Consider the following 16,713-nt stretch of genomic DNA (forward strand, 5'->3'; position numbering starts at 1 on the left):
TCTTTACGAGAAAGAATGAGCAATTTCGATTAACTCAACACCTGTGAGTGTCCACACAGATTTCTTGTTTGATTTGTTAAAGAGCGTTGCTAATTATGCAAGAAATAATCTTTCATATCAGCAGCCATTTGACGCTAGGTCGTTGGCTTAGGGATGCGTATTCTACACCTCCCGTTGTTGGCGTCAAGTCATTTTTAACGTTAATTTAAAATGCTTTTCAACCGGTTAATTATGACGCTTTAAAAGCGTCTTAATTAACGCTAACACCTTGAGGCTATTGGCCTGTCGCCGTGTCAGTGGATGCGCATTATAGGCAAATCAGGATTTCTTGCAAGGGCTTTTTCTATTTTTTATCACTGACACGCATTGAGTGCGCAAAAGCTGAACAAGTCGTATTTTTTATCGACTAAAAACGCCATCAATGACTGTAAACTGACATTCTGACTGCGGCTATTTGTCGGCATAGGTGGAGCATTGGGCCAAAGTATTTAATAAACTCGATAATAACTATTGGTTTTATGCTCCAAATCGCCTATTTTATTTTTAATAAGGAAAGTTGGGATACACCATTTAGGAATATATATGCTTAGTTTACGTTTACTGTGTTTAATTGGCTGTTTTAGTTTCTTTCAACTTGCCCAAGCGACTGTTATTTATTCGTGGGTCGATGAGAATGGCATTAAGCATTATAGTCAGCAGCCACCAACTGATGTGAATTCAGACAAACTCTATAGTGAAGACATCGAACCTGCTCAAGTGGGATATCTACCGGTCCTAACAAATGCTTCAACAGGTGTGAATACAAATAAACCATCAGATGCAGAAAAAAATGCAGAATCAATAAAAGCCAATGATGCTAAACAAGCCGCATCTATTTGTGAAAATGCCAAGCACAGTTTAAATGTTTTAAGTACCTACCAACGGTTACACCGCAAAGATCCCACCACTGGTGAAACGGTGCAGGTAACAGAAGAAGAGAGACTTGCTCAATTAGAAACTAATGAAGAAAGGGTAAAGCTTTTTTGCCAGTAAGTGTCATTTCAACTACTGCGATAAGTTAGGCCGTCAATTGGCTTAATTTATCAAATACTAAAGATATAGTTTAAAGGGAGCTCATAAGCTCCCTTTTATTATCTCGCGTTTTACTCAAGCTATTGCTGCGCAATACCTACTGTATACATAGAGCGAAACTCACCATCATTACAAGTCTGCGTACCTGAACGCCAACCGTCTTCAAATGCATTAATTCCATCTAATGTTTTATCTTTCATTGAATCGAGTGATTCATTTGATGTGCTTTGCAATAGTGCGCTTTGGCAACCTCGGTTATAGCCATAATGATAAATACTGTCGTAATCAACATTACCAACCTTAATAACTGGGGTTTCACCATTGGTTTGGGGGCCTGAGCTACTGCAGCCAGTCACTGCTATTGCTAAAAGTGCGCTACCTAATACAACTAATTTATTCATGCTATATCCTTTGACGAAAATCAGAGTGGTTGGGTTAATCAGAGTGATTGGATTAAACAGTCTACTTTCAAGCTAGTTTATAATTTTGCTACTCGCAAGTTAGCTTAGCTGCTACGGGGTTTCTAATTTATAAAAAGCCTTGTAACTAGGATGGTGTTTATCAGTGACTTTTTCGATAAAAAAGGGAACATAGATAACTATGCTCCCTTTATATTTTTTCCTGCTGTTGATTTACTAACAGCTAAAACCGTTATTGACTAAATGTTAGCAGCCCATCTTTCACATCAATATTGATCGCTTTACCCGGCAGCAGCTCACCTCGTAATAAAAGGTTGGCCAGTGGATTTTCAATTTCTTGTTGCAAGGCACGCTTGAGTGGTCTTGCTCCATATATAGGATCAAATCCTGCTTCAGCAATTAATGCCAGTGCAGCTTTAGAGATCGTTAAGCTAAAGTCTTTTTCTGCTAAGCGCGCTTTTAAGTTCTCTAACTGGATTTCTGCGATATAGGCAATATGTTCAGCTGATAATGGATGAAACACCACAGTTTCATCGATACGGTTTAAAAACTCAGGCCTAAAGCTTTGGGTAACGACTTCCATTACCGATGCCTTCATCTGAGCATAGTTTTGGGTTTCAAAACCTTGCTGGATAATGTCAGAGCCTAAATTTGAGGTCATGATAATAACGGTATTTCTAAAGTCGACCGTTCGGCCTTGGCCGTCAGTTAATCTACCATCGTCCAATACTTGCAGTAAGATATTGAATACATCAGGATGGGCTTTTTCAACTTCATCGAGCAAGATGACAGAATAAGGCTTACGACGAACGGCTTCTGTTAAGTAACCGCCCTCTTCATAGCCGACATAACCAGGAGGCGCACCCACCAGCCGTGACACGGTATGCTTTTCCATAAACTCTGACATATCGATACGCACCATGGAGGATTCAGTATCAAATAGGAATGTCGCTAATGATTTACATAGTTCGGTTTTACCCACACCAGTTGGGCCTAAAAAGAGGAAAGAACCTATAGGGCGGTTTGGATCAGCTAGACCTGCGCGACTTCTACGAATCGCATTTGATACCGCTTCTATCGCTTCATTTTGACCAATCACTCTTTGATGTAGTGCGTCTTCCATTTGCAATAACTTGTCACGCTCACCTTCGAGCATTTTACTCACTGGTATACCGGTGGCTTTTGACAACACTTCTGCAATTTCAATATCGGTGACTTTATTGCGTAATAAGGTCATGTCTTGCATTTCAGCCTGAGAAGCTAAATCTAATTGCTTTTCAAGTTCAGGAATACGGCCATATTGCAGTTCAGACATTCGCGTTAAATCGCCTGCCCTTCTCGCCACGTCCATATCCATGCGCGATTGTTCTAAATCGGCTTTAATATGTTGAGTGCCAGCCAATGCGGCTTTTTCAGTGCGCCAAATTTCGTTTAGCTCGTTGGCTTTAATTTCAACTTGAGCAAGCTCAGCCTGTAAATCACTCAGACGTTTGCGACTGGCTTCATCTTCTTCTTTCGCTAGTGCTTGTTCTTCTAGCTTAAGTTGAATTGCGCGACGCTCTAACCTATCTAATGACTCTGGCTTTGAGTCAATTTGCATACGGATACTTGAGGCTGCTTCATCAATCAAATCGATAGCTTTATCAGGTAACTTTCTGTCAGAGACATAGCGGTGTGACATAGTGGCTGCGGCTACAATAGCAGGATCGGTAATTTCCACATGGTGATGCAGCTCATAGCGTTCTTTTAAACCCCGTAATATCGCAATGGTATCTATCACACTTGGCTCATCAACCAGCACTTTTTGGAAACGACGCTCAAGTGCGGCATCTTTTTCAATATACTGACGGTATTCATCAAGCGTGGTAGCGCCAACACAATGTAAATCGCCTCGAGCAAGAGCGGGTTTAAGCATATTACCTGCATCCATCGCCCCTTCGCCTTTACCTGCACCAACCATAGTGTGCAGCTCATCGATAAACAGGATGACTTGGCCTTCTTCTTGGGCTAACTCACTTAATACTGCTTTGAGGCGCTCTTCAAATTCACCGCGATATTTTGCGCCCGCAATTAACGAGCCCATATCAAGGGAAAGTACCCGTTTGTTTTTAATGCCTTCAGGTACTTCGCCATTGACAATCCGTTGAGCTAAGCCTTCAACGATGGCAGTTTTACCCACACCGGGCTCGCCAATCAATACTGGATTATTTTTACTACGGCGCTGCAGTACTTGGATGGTACGGCGAATTTCTTCGTCGCGGCCAATAACCGGATCTAATTTACCTTGCTCTGCTCGCTCGGTAAGATCGACGGTAAATTTCTTTAGCGCTTGGCGTTGATCTTCGGCATTGGGATCATCGACATTTTGTCCGCCACGGATTTGATCTATGGTCGACTCCAAGACTTCTTTGGTGGCACCCGCCGCTTTAAGGCTTTTAGCTAACGGGTCATTGCCTTCTAACGCCGCTAATACAAACAACTCTGACGAAATGTATTTGTCTTTTCGCTTTTGGGCTAATTTATCGCATAAGTTCAGCAAGCGGATCAGGGTTTGTGACAACTGAACATCACCACCGGTGCCTTGCACTTGCGATACTCGTTCCAGCTCTTGGCTAATTGACGAACGCAGCGCACTGACATTAATGCCCGCTTGGGTCAGTAATGGGTGAATTGAACCTGAATCTTGATTTAACAAAGCCATCATCAAATGAATAGGTTCAATAAACTGATGATCTCGTCCTAACGCCAGTGACTGTGCATCTGAAATGGCGATTTGAAACTTATTGGTCATACGATCGAGTCTCATACGGCCTCCTAAACAATTAATTTAAAAACGGGAATGTTTTTGATAAGTAAAATATGGGGGTGTTTATGGATTTTTCAATCTAATGAGGCGAATTTAAAAATAAACCGTTAGGTTAAATGATGTAGATCAAATCTAAAAAACAGATTAGGACTTAAGCCAGATAAGCGACGCCATGCGGCCAGTTTGTTGTTCGCGGCGATAAGAAAAGTAATCACTATCGCTAAAAGTGCAGCGATTAGCGCAATATATTTGGGGAATACCTAATAACGCCAGTCTCATTTGAGCTAAGCCCGCTAAATCTGCTAAATACTTTTCAGCTTGCGGTTTAAAGTAGTCAGTCGCTTGAGGATGCTTTTCGGTAAAATATTGAAGTACTTCTGCGCCAACTTCAAACGCACCTGGGCCAATTGCAGGACCTAAATAGGCGATGAGTTCAGTCGTTGGAGAGGAAAATTTGCTAACTGCGGCTTCAATTATGCCATCACATAAGCCACGCCAGCCGGCATGGACTGCAGCAACTTCAGTGCCCGCATTATTACACAGTAATACAGGAAGGCAATCTGCGGTCATAATCGCCAGTGCAGTATTGGGGGAGTTGGTATAACTACCATCGCCAATGAGAGGAGATGCAATATCAGCTGTCGTCAGTCTAGAGCAATCAATGATGTCAGTGCCATGCACTTGCTCAAGCCAAACAAGTGGCGACTGGATTGAATGCGCTGTTTGTAATAAAGCCCGATTGGCCATGACATCTGCTACAACATCCCCCACATGCAAGCCTAAATTCAGGCTGTCATAAGGTGGTTTGCTGACACCGCCATGACGATTTGTCATGGCGATAGCAACATTATCAGGTAATGGCCAACTGGCTTTAAACACAATCAATCCTTATGCCATCGCTTACGCAAGACTAACACCTATAGGTATTCTATTGGATTTAGTTCTGTGTCTTCGCGCAATGCTTTGGTTAGCATCTTCATATCCTCAGGGATAGGAGCATGCCAAGTCATAATTTCTTGGGTAAACGGATGTGCAAGCTCCAAACGCACCGCATGTAACGCCTGACGCTCAAAGCCTTTTAAAAGTTCAAAAAACGCTTTGCTTGCTTTTTTAGGCGGACGTGGACGACCACCATAAACAGGATCACCAACTAGCACGTGGCCAATATAAGCCATATGAACACGAATTTGGTGAGTACGACCTGTTTCAAGACGCAGTCTTAAACGAGTATGGGCTCTAAATTTTTCAGCAACGCGATAATGAGTGACTGAAGGACGGCCCCCCATAATCACTGCCATTTGAGTACGACGAGTTTCATGGCGTTCAATAGGTTCATCAACCGTGCCACCAGCTGTCATAGTACCAATCACAATTGCTTCGTATTCACGCACGATATCACGGGCTTGAAGCGCCGCAACAAGGTGAGTTTGTGCTTCAACCGTTTTAGCCACCACCATTAAACCTGTGGTGTCTTTATCTAAACGATGCACAATACCAGCACGTGGTACATGTTCGATTTCAGGACAATGATGTAATAACGCATTTAATAATGTGCCATCAGCATTACCTGCACCAGGATGCACAACCAAGCCCGCTTGCTTGTTTACCACTAAAATATGGTCATCTTCGTAGACGATATCTAGTGGGATTTTCTGCGCTTTATCTTTAACTTCTTCTTCAAGCGTTGCTTCTACAGCAATTAACTGCGACTCTAGTACCTTCTCACGAGGTATATCGACGACAGTATCATCAACTGAAACTGCACCAGATAAAATCCATTCTTTGATGCGTGTACGGGAATAATCAGGGAACAATTCAGCCAAAGCTTGGTCTAATCTTAGACCCGTTTGACTTGCTGTGATTTCGCTTTTTAGATTAATCTCTTGTGTCATAGGAACCGTACCCCTTTTTTGGGGTCCAAAGTGAATGAACTATCTGTTACAATCGGATTGTTTTCTATTTTACAGTGAAATGGAAAAATTCTTAACAATAACTTATAAAAGAATTGAATTTACATATGCATAATTTTGCCAAAGGCGCCGCCCTAGTATTGTTTTCATTGACTTTAACGGCTTGTAGCACCTCTAAAGGTTTTGAAGAAGAAGTTGTCAGTAACAAGTCGCCAGAAGCACTTTATGCTCAGGCACGAACCTCAATGGAACTTGGGAACTACTCAAAAGCCGTTAGAACCCTAGAAGCGTTAGACTCGCGTTACCCGTTCGGCCCCCACAAAACTCAAGTCCAATTGGACATGATTTTTGCCTATTATAAGATGGATGATGTCGCATCAGGTATTGCTAACATTGACCGCTTTTTACGCTTAAACCCAACCCATCCAGATATTGATTATGTCTATTATATGCGTGGTTTGACTAATATGCAGGCTGATAATTATCTTTTTCACGATATGATGAATATTGACCGCACCGATCGCGATCCTAAAAATGCCCAAGATGCTTTTAAAGATTTTGATCGTTTAATCAAAAGCTACCCAGATAGTAAGTATGCAGCAGATGCACAACATCGTATGCAATACCTAAAAAACCGTTTAGCAAAATACTCAATCAAAGTAGCTGAGTATTATATTAAAATGGGCGCTTGGAGCGCTGCAGCGGTAAGAGCACAAACTGTGATGGAGCAATTCCCAGGAACACCATCAACTGAACATGCCCTTGAAATCATGGCTCAGGCTTACGAAGAATTAGGTCAAGAGCAGCTAAAGCAAAACGTGGTAACCGTGATGGCGGCGAATTTCCCGAATAATGAGTTAGTCAGTAACTAATGTTTAGCCTTACTGCTTAACTACGCTAGAATGCCTTCAATTTGAAGGCATTTTTTATTTATACGCCATGTAGAATAAAACATCACAAAAGGTACAAAAGATATGCAGTTGACACATTTTCAGCTTAAATGCTAAAAAAACGGTTGACTCAAACGGCTTAAAACCTTAAATTGCATCCCGTCGCCCGAATAGCTCAGTCGGTAGAGCAGAGGATTGAAAATCCTCGTGTCCCTGGTTCGATTCCGGGTTCGGGCACCATATTTAGATTTGGTGGCTAACGCGACCAAATAACAAAAAAGCCTCGCAATGCGAGGCTTTTTTGTTTCTGTCATTTATCATTCATGCGGTAACCATTGCATCAATAAAGCGCCTTAACGACTTTGAGTCAGTACTCTGACTCATTTACTAGCTCCTTGTACTAGCCTCTTGAGCAAGCACACCTGAGTAATACCAGCTCATTAAAGCGCAACTTATTAGCGCCGCAGCTAACTAACACAAAGTCACCCTTGGCTTAAGTTAACCTCACAGACAATACCCATTAAGCTGGCTCAATGTAATCCACCAGCATTTGTACGGTTTGATTACCTCTAAACTCATTCACATCCAGTTTATAAGCCACACGAGCATGTTTTATGCTTGCATCAGGCCAAGTGGTTAAATCAACATTAAATGCAATCGCATCCATCATTACAGCGCCACATTCAGACTCTAACACCAGCTTTAGGTGCTTTTCACCGACAATGCGCTGTTGAATGACACTGAAATAACCATCAAATAATGGCTCTTCAAATGCTTGCCCCCATGGGCCTGCATCTCTTAACAAATAGGCAGTATCGAGGTTCATCAGCGCGACTGGCAATTCACCATCAGATAAAATCTCACCGGTAAGCTGCTCAGGTTTTAATATCTCGCGCACCGCTTTGTCATAGGCTTGTTCAAACTCGCTAAAGGCATCAGCTTTTAGGGATAGTCCTGCTGCCATCGCATGTCCGCCAAACTTAAGGATCATCCCAGGGTGACGGCTATTAATTAGCTCCAATAAGTCACGCATGTGTAAGCCCTTAATCGAGCGAGCGGAGCCTTTAATCTCACCGTTACCCGCATCGGCAAAAGCAATCACGGGGCGATGATATTTATCTTTAATGCGTGATGCTAAAATACCAATCACGCCCTGATGCCAATCTTCTTGAAAAATGGCTAATCCCCAAGGTAATTTAGTTTCATCCAAGCTGAGTTTTTGTAAGCTTTTTAGGGCTTCTTGCTGCATACCGGTTTCTAATTCGCGGCGCTCAGCATTCAGACCATCAAGCTCACCTGCCATGCGTCTGGCGAGCATCATATCTTCACAAAGTAGGGTTTCGACCCCTAAGGCCATTTCATCTAAGCGTCCTGCGGCATTAAGTCTTGGGCCTACTGCAAAACCAAAATCTGATGCGACAATGCGCTGCGGGTTTCGCTTAGCGACTTCAAGCAGAGCTGTGATCCCAACACGGCAGCGACCACTACGTACTCTTTGTAAGCCAGCTTGCACTAAAATGCGGTTATTACTATCAAGGGAAACCACATCAGCCACAGTCCCCAGTGCAACAATGTCCAATAAACTGCCTAAGTTCGGCTCGGCTAATTGATTAAGCTGATACCAATCGCGGGCGCGTAATTCACTGCGCAGTACAGACATCAAATAAAATGCCACGCCCACACCTGCAATAGATTTACTGGCAAACTCACAGCCAGCTTGATTTGGATTAACAATGGCATCGGCTATGGGCAATGATTTACCCGGTAGATGGTGATCTGTCACCACTACGGTCATCCCCAGCGCTTTAGCCGCTGCTACGCCTTCTATGGATGAAATACCATTATCTACGGTAATTAATACCTCAGCGCCTTTTGACTGCGCCACAGCTACAATTTCTGGGCTTAAGCCATAGCCATAATCAAATCGATTAGGAATAAGATAATCCACATGCTGAGCACCCATCATCCGTAATGCCAACAAACACACACTGGTTGAGGTAGCGCCATCTGCGTCAAAGTCGCCCACAATCAAAATGGACTTTTTCGCCATAATAGCATCGGCAATAATACGCGCAGCTTCAGCCAAGCCCATCATAGAATCTGGGCGTAATAGCTTTGAAAGACTCAGATCACAGCCCAAAAGGTCGACGCCTCGACGGGCATACAATTGCTTTAAAATAGCAGGAATACTAGCTGGTAAATGACTATCGTCTACTAGAGGTCGGCGAACAATTTTATGGGCCACAAAAACACCTTAAGAAAATATCGAATTATGAAGTGGGAATGAATCATTGAAACTGAATTTACCATAACAAAAAAGGCGAGCTTTGGGCTCACCTTTTGTTATAAATTAACGTCTTTTAACGCGCTTTAGCGGCTAAATCCGTTAACTCACTGTAGATTAAAGATTGGTTTTAATGGTATTTAATAATGCTTCAGGCGGTTGATAGCCTGGTACTAATACGCCATTTTCTAACACAATTGCTGGGGTACCGTTAATACCAAATGAGCCACCTAAGCGGTATTGACCTTCGATATTAGCATCACATTTTGCCGCTTTTACATTACGACCAGTTTTGGCATCGGTCATCGCTTGTAGTGGATCTTTAGCACACCACACAGCTTCCATTTCATCGGCATTCGCTGACGGAATACCCGCACGAGGATAAGCTAAATATCTTACGGTAATTCCTAAATCGTTATAGCCATCCATTTGCTGATGCAACTTACGACAATAGCCACAATCAACATCGGTAAAAATAGTCACCACATGTTTTTCATTTTTGGCTTTATAAACCAACATATCCTTTTCAAAAGGTTTTAGCATATCAATGCGAGGGCCTGCTAGTGCTGCCTCGGTTAAGTTTTTCATGCCCTTTTGTAAATCATACATATTACCGTGAAGTAACTTACTGCCATCTGGAGACACATATAGCAGACCACGGTCAGTAAGCGCTTGATAAAGACCATCAATTGGCGATGCCTCAATGCTCAAAACATTCACACCTAAGGTATCTGAAACTTGTTTTTTGAGTTCTGCTTCATTAGGGATATCAGAGGCAGAAGCGGCATGTAATAACGGGGCTACTGCAAGCGTTATCGCTAAAGAGAATGCTTTGGTTAACTTCATTTAAAATCCTATTTGGTCAATCTGTATTAGTCTACTCACTATATAGACCCGCTCATCAGCGCAAAAGTTACAGACAATATTTCATGAAAGCAACTACACAGCGCTCATTTTGTGTAAGCAATAATAAACATTCATTTTGCACTAACCTCTTGGATGGTGCTCACTATGCAACTGTTGCAGCCTCGCTTTAGCTACATGGGTGTAAATTTGCGTAGTCGATAAATCACTGTGGCCCAGTAGCAACTGCACTACCCGTAAGTCTGCGCCGTGATTTAATAAATGGGTCGCAAAAGCATGGCGCAAAGTGTGGGGCGACAAATGGCTGTGTATTCCTGCCCGTAACGCATATAGCTTAATTCGGTGCCAAAAGGTCTGCCTTGTCATCATTTGACCGCGCTTTGATGGAAACAGTACATCACTTTGCTTATTACCCAGTAGCTCAGCTCTTGCCGCAACAAGGTATTGATCTACTTCTGTCACCGCTAACTCACCTAAGGGAACTAAGCGCTCTTTACCGCCCTTACCGACAATTCTCACTAAGCCTTGGCGTAAGCTTATTTGCTCAAGGGTTAAGCTAACCAGTTCGGTTACCCGCAGCCCAGTGGCATAAAGTAACTCCAACATGGCTTTATCTCGGCACTCTAGCGGATCATCAACATTGGGCTCATCCAGTAAGCTGTTTATTTGGGCTTCACTGAGTGCCTCGGGTAATTGCCTAACTAATTGAGGGGACTCAACCAGCGCGGTGGGATCAACAGCTATCTGCTCATTAACCAACAAATAACCATACAAACGCCGCAAGCTACTCAATAACCGCGCAGTACTGCTTTTTGCAAAATTTTGTTCCACTCGAAAGGCTAAGTAATCGCGGATCAGCAACTGATCGACATTAATCAACTGGCGTTTTTTCGTTAGCACAAAACGTTCAAAATGGCGTAGATCAGTACGATAGGAAGCCAGTGTATTGTCACTAAGTCCTTTCGTAGACCAAAGGTCATCTAAAAATGCATCGATAATGGGATCGGCTTGATACTTATCTGTCACATGAATTCCTAAAAAAACGGCGTTATTTCAAGATGAAATAACGCCGTTAGTGTAACTAAAGTTAGCTTAGTTTGACAAAGGTTACCTAGCTTGCAGCTAAAGCTTGATCCTTGGCAGGAACAAATAAACAAGCAACAATCGCAAGCCCTACTGGTAATAACCATGCCATGCCTTCAGCATGAAGTGGCATAAAGCTTAGGAAACTTGTATCTACGCCAGCAACTTGAAGACCATCAAAAATACCAAAGAACAAAGCAACAGATAACACTAAACGATGTGAAAATTCAGGACGAGGGAAACGCTCAGTTAAGAAAGTAATCGCTACCAATGCAATTGCCACTGGGTAAATAGTCATTAACACAGGAATACTGATGTTAATTAACTGCGTTAAGCCCACATTGGCAACCGTGGCACAAACCAAACTGAAGAAAATCACAAACGCTTTGTATGAGATCTTAGGCAATAGCTCATTGAAAAACTCTGAACAGGCGGTAATTAACCCAACTGCAGTTGTTAAACAGGCAATGCTCACTACCGTTGCTAATAAGATAGTCCCCATAGTGCCAAACTCATGAGTCACATAGTTTGTTAGAATTTGGCCACCATTTTCAGCGCCCAAAGCAATATCACCAGCGGTAGCGCCTAAATAGAATAATGACACATAAACAAAAGCTAAACCCGATGCAGCAATGATAGCAGCGCGTACTAAATAGCGAGTTTGCGCTTTTGAATCAGTGATGCCTTTTTTACGCAAAATATCAATGATTAACATACCGAAAATCAATGATGCTAGCGTATCCATAGTGTTGTACCCCTCTAAAATACCTTTAGAAAGTGGACTATTAATGTAATCACCGCTTGCAGCTTGAATTGCAGCGCTAGGGGTAATGATCACAGATAATGCTAAACCGACTAATAGGAAAATAAGAATAGGGGTTAATACTTTACCAACGCTGTCTAATAATTTACCTGGGAATAACGACAACAACATCGCAATGGCAAAAAAGCCAATGGTATAAAACAATTGTGCTTTATTAAGTGACAGTGCACCAAGTTGGATGATTGCATCGGCATTATCTAAAAATGGACGAGCACCAATTTCAAAAGCCACCAAGCCTGTACGCGGAGCAGCAAAGGCTGGGCCGATAATAATATAGATAGAAATCGCTAAAGCAGTTGCCGCAAATGCCGGTAACATCGCCATGACCTTACCATTTGCTTTTGCAATCGCAATAAGTCCAGCAAGGGGTAAACCCACGGCAGTAATAAGAAAGCCTAACATTGCTAGTGTCATGTTCTCACCAGCTAACATACCTGCAAACGGTGGAAAAATTAGGTTACCAGCACCTAAGAAAAATGCGAACGTCATAAAGCCTAAGCCTATCGTATCGCCAATACTCATATTATTGTTTTGCACACATTGCCCCATCTTGTTGTTTTGTTTTTTTACAAACTTAAGGGAATAGTCACCAATTAGCTATCGCTAATCTAACCTCCCGACAAACCTGTAAACTTTAAATTACACTTAAGCTCACTAAAATCACTGCAATATTGCTGATAAATTCAGCGTATTTTCGTAATACCTATGCCGATTTGTGAAGCTGATTTCATTTTTCCCATTTAAACCGCAATAATGTGCTCAAACGGGTAGGAACTAATAGCAAATAGCACTTAGATACACAAGCGCAAAACCCGCATAAAGCAAAAACAACCATCATCTGAAAACAAGCTTAAAAACAGCCAAACATTAGCGCTACAATAACAACACAAGCACCTAAGTCGCCAGTATATTAGCAACAATAAATCAACCTACTATCCGTTTGGGAAAAATTGCAAAAACAGTTACCATAATCGGCCATTTCTCAATCTATAGTCCTATGCCTTTTAGTTTCAAACAATTTCATATTGATGATAGCCGCTGTGGTATGCCGGTAAGTACTGACGGGGTGATGTTAGGCGCTTGGGCTAATATCGAACATAGCCGAACGATTTTGGATATCGGTGCCGGCAGTGGACTATTAACCCTCATGGCTGCTCAGCGAGCTGAGCAATTGGCAAAAACAGCAGTAGGGTTATCAAGCAAAGCGATTAAAATCGTCGCTGTTGAGCTCGATGATTTAGCTGCCCAAGATTGTTTACACAATATCGCCAATTGCCCTTGGGCTGAGATGATTGAGTTTCACCATGGGGCAATACAAGACTTTAGTGCCCAGCACTTAGTTCAGTATAAAGCTAAGCTAAGCCCATTATTTGATAGCATAATTTGTAACCCGCCCTATTTTGACAATGGGCCGCAATCAAAGCAGCAGCAGCGAGCAACCGCAAGACATACCGAGAGCTTAAGCTTTAGCGAGTTACTGAAAAATATCGCGCTATTACTGGCGCCAAATGGCGCGGCGAGCTTAATTCTTCCAGTTGAAAGTGAAGCGCGCTTTACCGACGCATTAACACAAACGTCTTTGGCCATATCTAAGCGAGTCAGCATCTCAACGGTGATCAATAAACCCGCTAGACGATTGCTGCTTGAGCTTAAACATCAGCCGAATATTGATACTATTGAGCACTCAAGTTTAGTGATAAGCGATAACAGTGGCCAATATAGTCAACAAATGATCACCCTTTGTCGTGAGTTCTATCTAAAACTTTAAGCTTTGTATAGATATCGCTCTCGCTGAGTTGAGCTTCTTAGGTTATAATGCTCGGCTATCAATCAGTGAGACCTACAGCGCATGCTATTTGAAGATTTTGACCTAGACCCGATGCTTTTAGATTCGTTAAAAGCGATGGGACATTTAACCCCAACGACTGTTCAACAACAAACATTGCCAATGGCAATGGAACAACGGGATATTTTAGCTAAAGCGCCAACAGGTACTGGTAAAACGGCTAGCTTTTTGCTGCCTGCATTACAACACTTGATTGATTTCCCAAGACGATTTAATGGTCAAGCGCGGGTATTAATTCTTACCCCAACCCGTGAACTTGCTAGCCAAATTCATCGTTATGCTTGCCACCTTGCCACCGGTTTAGACCTAGATGTTGGCATCATTACCGGTGGTGTGCCATACGGTCCGCAAGAAGAACAGCTTGAAGATAATGTCGATTTATTAATTGCAACGCCTGGTCGACTGATGGAATACCTCGACAAAGGTCAATTTGAAGCGACTGAAGTTGAAATCCTGATTATTGATGAAGCCGACCGTATGTTAGATATGGGCTTCTCGTCAGTGGTAGAAACCATCGCAATTGAAGCCCAAGGCCGTAAGCAGAATATGTTATTTTCTGCCACTCTTGAAGGCAGCGGTGTATCGCGCTTCGCCCAAATCCTATTGAATGATCCGGTCACTATTGACGTTGATTCACCTCGCAGTGAAAAAGCCAAAGTGCACCAATGGGCTCACCTTGCCGATAACCAAGCCCATAAATTTGCCTTGCTATGTAACATTCTTCAGCAAGAGTCAGTTAAGCGTACTATCGTATTCGTAAAAACCCGTGAAATCGTTGCAAGTCTTGAAGGCCTGCTGCTTAAAGCAGGTATTCCTTGCGCTTTCTTACGTGGCGATATGGAACAGAAAAAACGTTTCCAAGCCTTAAGCAAATTCAGTAAAGGCGAAGTTAATATCTTACTGGCAACTGATGTTGCTGGCCGTGGTATTGATATTGAAGGTATCACCCACGTGATTAACTTTGATATGCCTCGCTCTGCCGATGCCTATGTTCACCGTATTGGACGTACTGCTCGTGCTGGCGCGAAAGGCACTGCAATTTCATTAATTGAAGCCCATGATATGCGCATCGTTAATAAAATTGAGCGCTATATTGAGCAGCCACTAAAACGTCGTTACATCGACGGTTTACGACCAACGCACAAAGAAGCGAAAGTGCCTGGCAAGAAAAAAGACAAAGTGAAAATCGCTGCGAAGAAAAAATCTAAAAAAGCAAAAGCGAAAAAGAAAAAGTAAGCCTTTCTCTCGCGATTAAAAAACTGTTTAAGCCCTGAATCAATATAATGCTTCAGGGCTTTTTTTTATCTAAAAATCAGTTTTATAGTGTAAAACCCTAAATAAAGATGAAAAAATCTTATGAAACATTTAATTTACATCTATCGCTTTAGCTCGCTGACGAACTCTGCTAATTTAGCGGGTATAAGACTCTAAAAGTCATGAAAAAATAGAGTTACTCTCTGATGTAATATTTTGTATGGATACAGTTACCAATGAAACGAATCTTAAGAATCCTATCGCCTTTATTTATCCTGATCATTTTCGCAGGCTTAGCTTTTGTGCTGCTAAGTACCAAAGAAGCTCCTGAGCAAAAACAAGAACAAGCTAAAATTGCTATTGTTGATGTCATTGACGTCGAGCTACAAACAGTCTCGTTAAATCTGCCTTCGTATGGTGTTGTCAGCCCTAAATACAAAACCCAGTTAGTCACCGAAGTACAAGGCCGTTTAGTTAGCCTAGATCCAAGTTTTGTCGCCGGCGGTATAGTCAAACAAGGTCAAGCTTTAGCACAAATTGAACCTTCAGATTATGAAGCTGATTTTATCCAAGCAGAAGCTAGCCTTGCCCAAGCCTATGCAGCGCTTAATGAAGAAGTCGCCCGTGGTGAAGTCGCTAAAATTGAATTTAAAGATTTTGATGATGGCCTACCGCCAGAGTTAGGCCTGCGTATACCGCAACTGAAAAAAGAACAAGCCAATGTCAAATACGCTAAAGCCGCACTTGCCCGTGCTCAGCGAAATTTAGAGCGCACAGTGATAAGAGCCCCATTTGATGGCCTCATTAAAGCGCGTAACGTCGATTTAGGCCAATATGTCTCTTTAGGGACAAATTTAGGTGAGCTATACGATATCAGCATTGCTGAAGTTCGCTTACCGTTAAGCAACAATGATTTAGCTTACTTAGAGTCGGTGGATAACCCTGATACCTCAGTCACTTTAAGCGCTTCTTTGGCGGGTAATTCATTTACTTGGCAAGGTAATATTGTCCGCAGTGAAAACGTCATTGATGAGCAAAACCGTATGGTTTACTTAGTCGCAGAAGTTAAAGATCCTTACCTAAGACAGCAGCGCGGCGAAAATGAACTCCCACTTAAATATGGCAGCTTTGTGACTGCCGTTATCACTGGTCGCACTGTCGATGGCATAGTGAAGCTACCCCGCTATGTGGTAAGAGACAATCAAGTTGCCATTGTTAAAGACGACAATACCATTGAAATACGCCCAGTTAATATCGTGCGCACCGATATTGAACATGTCTATATTAAGGGTAGCCTGAAAAGTGGTGAGCGCGTATCGATCACCGATATCAATAATATGACCTCAGGCCAGAAAGTGAAATTGTTAGGTGAAGAAGCTGACGCGCCAGATGAGGAACTAGAAGCGCCAGCAGAAAACAGTGATGAAATAACCATAGCAGGTGATCTGTAATGGATAACACTA

The 16,713-nt window shown here is 42.4% G+C and carries 13 protein-coding genes and 1 tRNA gene; 6 read left to right on the forward strand and 8 right to left on the reverse strand.

What is annotated here, in order from left to right:
- Positions 1-582 precede the first annotated feature (582 nt).
- The gene (locus Q4533_RS02370; RefSeq protein ID WP_303501708.1) at positions 583-1,032 is read left to right on the forward strand and encodes a DUF4124 domain-containing protein; all 450 of its coding nucleotides are present in this window, start codon (positions 583-585) and stop codon (positions 1,030-1,032) included.
- 119 nt (positions 1,033-1,151) lie between these two features.
- On the opposite strand, the gene Q4533_RS02375 is transcribed toward Q4533_RS02370, so the two are convergent.
- The 4 genes from Q4533_RS02375 to rluD all read right to left on the reverse strand — a co-directional run bounded on the left by Q4533_RS02375 (position 1,152) and on the right by rluD (position 6,188).
- Positions 1,152-1,472 (reverse strand): hypothetical protein, encoded by a 321-nt coding sequence (locus Q4533_RS02375; protein ID WP_303501711.1) that lies wholly within the window; start codon positions 1,470-1,472, stop codon positions 1,152-1,154.
- 250 nt (positions 1,473-1,722) lie between these two features.
- Positions 1,723-4,296: an ATP-dependent chaperone ClpB gene (gene clpB, locus Q4533_RS02380; protein WP_303501713.1), complete on the reverse strand. Its 2,574-nt coding sequence runs from the start codon at positions 4,294-4,296 to the stop codon at positions 1,723-1,725.
- Between the two features lie 144 nt (positions 4,297-4,440).
- On the reverse strand, positions 4,441-5,175 hold the full coding sequence (pgeF, locus tag Q4533_RS02385; protein WP_102439685.1) for a peptidoglycan editing factor PgeF: 735 nt from the start codon (positions 5,173-5,175) through the stop codon (positions 4,441-4,443).
- Between the two features lie 38 nt (positions 5,176-5,213).
- Complete coding sequence (gene rluD / locus Q4533_RS02390; protein ID WP_076540848.1) at positions 5,214-6,188, reverse strand: 23S rRNA pseudouridine(1911/1915/1917) synthase RluD; 975 nt, start codon at positions 6,186-6,188, stop codon at positions 5,214-5,216.
- Positions 6,189-6,313: 125 nt separating this feature from the next.
- Between rluD and Q4533_RS02395 the strand changes: the two genes are divergently transcribed.
- A complete protein-coding gene (locus Q4533_RS02395) occupies positions 6,314-7,078 on the forward strand; it encodes an outer membrane protein assembly factor BamD (RefSeq protein WP_102439686.1) in 765 nt (254 codons plus the stop codon).
- Positions 7,079-7,260: 182 nt separating this feature from the next.
- Positions 7,261-7,336 (forward strand) — tRNA-Phe (locus Q4533_RS02400).
- Positions 7,337-7,616: 280 nt separating this feature from the next.
- On the opposite strand, the gene recJ is transcribed toward Q4533_RS02400, so the two are convergent.
- The 4 genes from recJ to brnQ all read right to left on the reverse strand — a co-directional run bounded on the left by recJ (position 7,617) and on the right by brnQ (position 12,699).
- Positions 7,617-9,341, reverse strand: a complete 1,725-nt coding sequence (recJ, locus tag Q4533_RS02405; protein ID WP_303501715.1) for a single-stranded-DNA-specific exonuclease RecJ — start codon at positions 9,339-9,341, stop codon at positions 7,617-7,619.
- A 156-nt stretch (positions 9,342-9,497) separates the two neighbouring features.
- Complete coding sequence (gene dsbC, locus Q4533_RS02410) at positions 9,498-10,226, reverse strand: bifunctional protein-disulfide isomerase/oxidoreductase DsbC (protein ID WP_102439688.1); 729 nt, start codon at positions 10,224-10,226, stop codon at positions 9,498-9,500.
- A 141-nt stretch (positions 10,227-10,367) separates the two neighbouring features.
- Positions 10,368-11,270: a site-specific tyrosine recombinase XerD gene (gene xerD / locus Q4533_RS02415; RefSeq protein ID WP_102439689.1), complete on the reverse strand. Its 903-nt coding sequence runs from the start codon at positions 11,268-11,270 to the stop codon at positions 10,368-10,370.
- A gap of 85 nt (positions 11,271-11,355) precedes the next feature.
- A complete protein-coding gene (gene brnQ / locus Q4533_RS02420) occupies positions 11,356-12,699 on the reverse strand; it encodes a branched-chain amino acid transport system II carrier protein (RefSeq protein ID WP_198589256.1) in 1,344 nt (447 codons plus the stop codon).
- A gap of 448 nt (positions 12,700-13,147) precedes the next feature.
- On the opposite strand from brnQ, the gene Q4533_RS02425 reads away from it, so the two are divergent.
- The 3 genes from Q4533_RS02425 (at position 13,148) to Q4533_RS02435 (ending at position 16,701) form a co-directional block, all read left to right on the forward strand.
- Positions 13,148-13,918, forward strand: coding sequence for a tRNA1(Val) (adenine(37)-N6)-methyltransferase (locus tag Q4533_RS02425; RefSeq protein WP_303501718.1), 771 nt, complete (start codon positions 13,148-13,150; stop codon positions 13,916-13,918).
- A gap of 81 nt (positions 13,919-13,999) precedes the next feature.
- Positions 14,000-15,232 carry an ATP-dependent RNA helicase SrmB gene (gene srmB / locus Q4533_RS02430; RefSeq protein ID WP_303501721.1) on the forward strand — a complete coding sequence of 411 codons (1,233 nt, stop codon included), beginning with the start codon at positions 14,000-14,002 and terminating at the stop codon, positions 15,230-15,232.
- A gap of 254 nt (positions 15,233-15,486) precedes the next feature.
- The gene (locus Q4533_RS02435; protein WP_102439693.1) at positions 15,487-16,701 is read left to right on the forward strand and encodes an efflux RND transporter periplasmic adaptor subunit; all 1,215 of its coding nucleotides are present in this window, start codon (positions 15,487-15,489) and stop codon (positions 16,699-16,701) included.
- The last annotated feature ends 12 nt before the right edge of the window (positions 16,702-16,713 follow it).

Origin of the sequence: Shewanella sp. 6_MG-2023 (assembly GCF_030547195.1) — a bacterium.
GTDB lineage: Bacteria > Pseudomonadota > Gammaproteobacteria > Enterobacterales > Shewanellaceae > Shewanella.

Excerpts from the sequence above, each read along its gene's own strand:
- rluD (WP_076540848.1), bottom strand. The coding sequence starts at position 6,188 with ATGACACAAGAGATTAATCTAAAAAGCGAAATCACAGCAAGTCAAACG.
- Q4533_RS02375 (WP_303501711.1), bottom strand. The coding sequence starts at position 1,472 with ATGAATAAATTAGTTGTATTAGGTAGCGCACTTTTAGCAATAGCAGTG.
- srmB (WP_303501721.1), top strand. The coding sequence starts at position 14,000 with ATGCTATTTGAAGATTTTGACCTAGACCCGATGCTTTTAGATTCGTTA.
- brnQ (WP_198589256.1), bottom strand. The coding sequence starts at position 12,699 with ATGGGGCAATGTGTGCAAAACAATAATATGAGTATTGGCGATACGATA.
- Q4533_RS02370 (WP_303501708.1), top strand. The coding sequence starts at position 583 with ATGCTTAGTTTACGTTTACTGTGTTTAATTGGCTGTTTTAGTTTCTTT.
- Q4533_RS02435 (WP_102439693.1), top strand. The coding sequence starts at position 15,487 with ATGAAACGAATCTTAAGAATCCTATCGCCTTTATTTATCCTGATCATT.
- clpB (WP_303501713.1), bottom strand. The coding sequence starts at position 4,296 with ATGAGACTCGATCGTATGACCAATAAGTTTCAAATCGCCATTTCAGAT.
- Q4533_RS02425 (WP_303501718.1), top strand. The coding sequence starts at position 13,148 with ATGCCTTTTAGTTTCAAACAATTTCATATTGATGATAGCCGCTGTGGT.
- Q4533_RS02395 (WP_102439686.1), top strand. The coding sequence starts at position 6,314 with ATGCATAATTTTGCCAAAGGCGCCGCCCTAGTATTGTTTTCATTGACT.
- dsbC (WP_102439688.1), bottom strand. The coding sequence starts at position 10,226 with ATGAAGTTAACCAAAGCATTCTCTTTAGCGATAACGCTTGCAGTAGCC.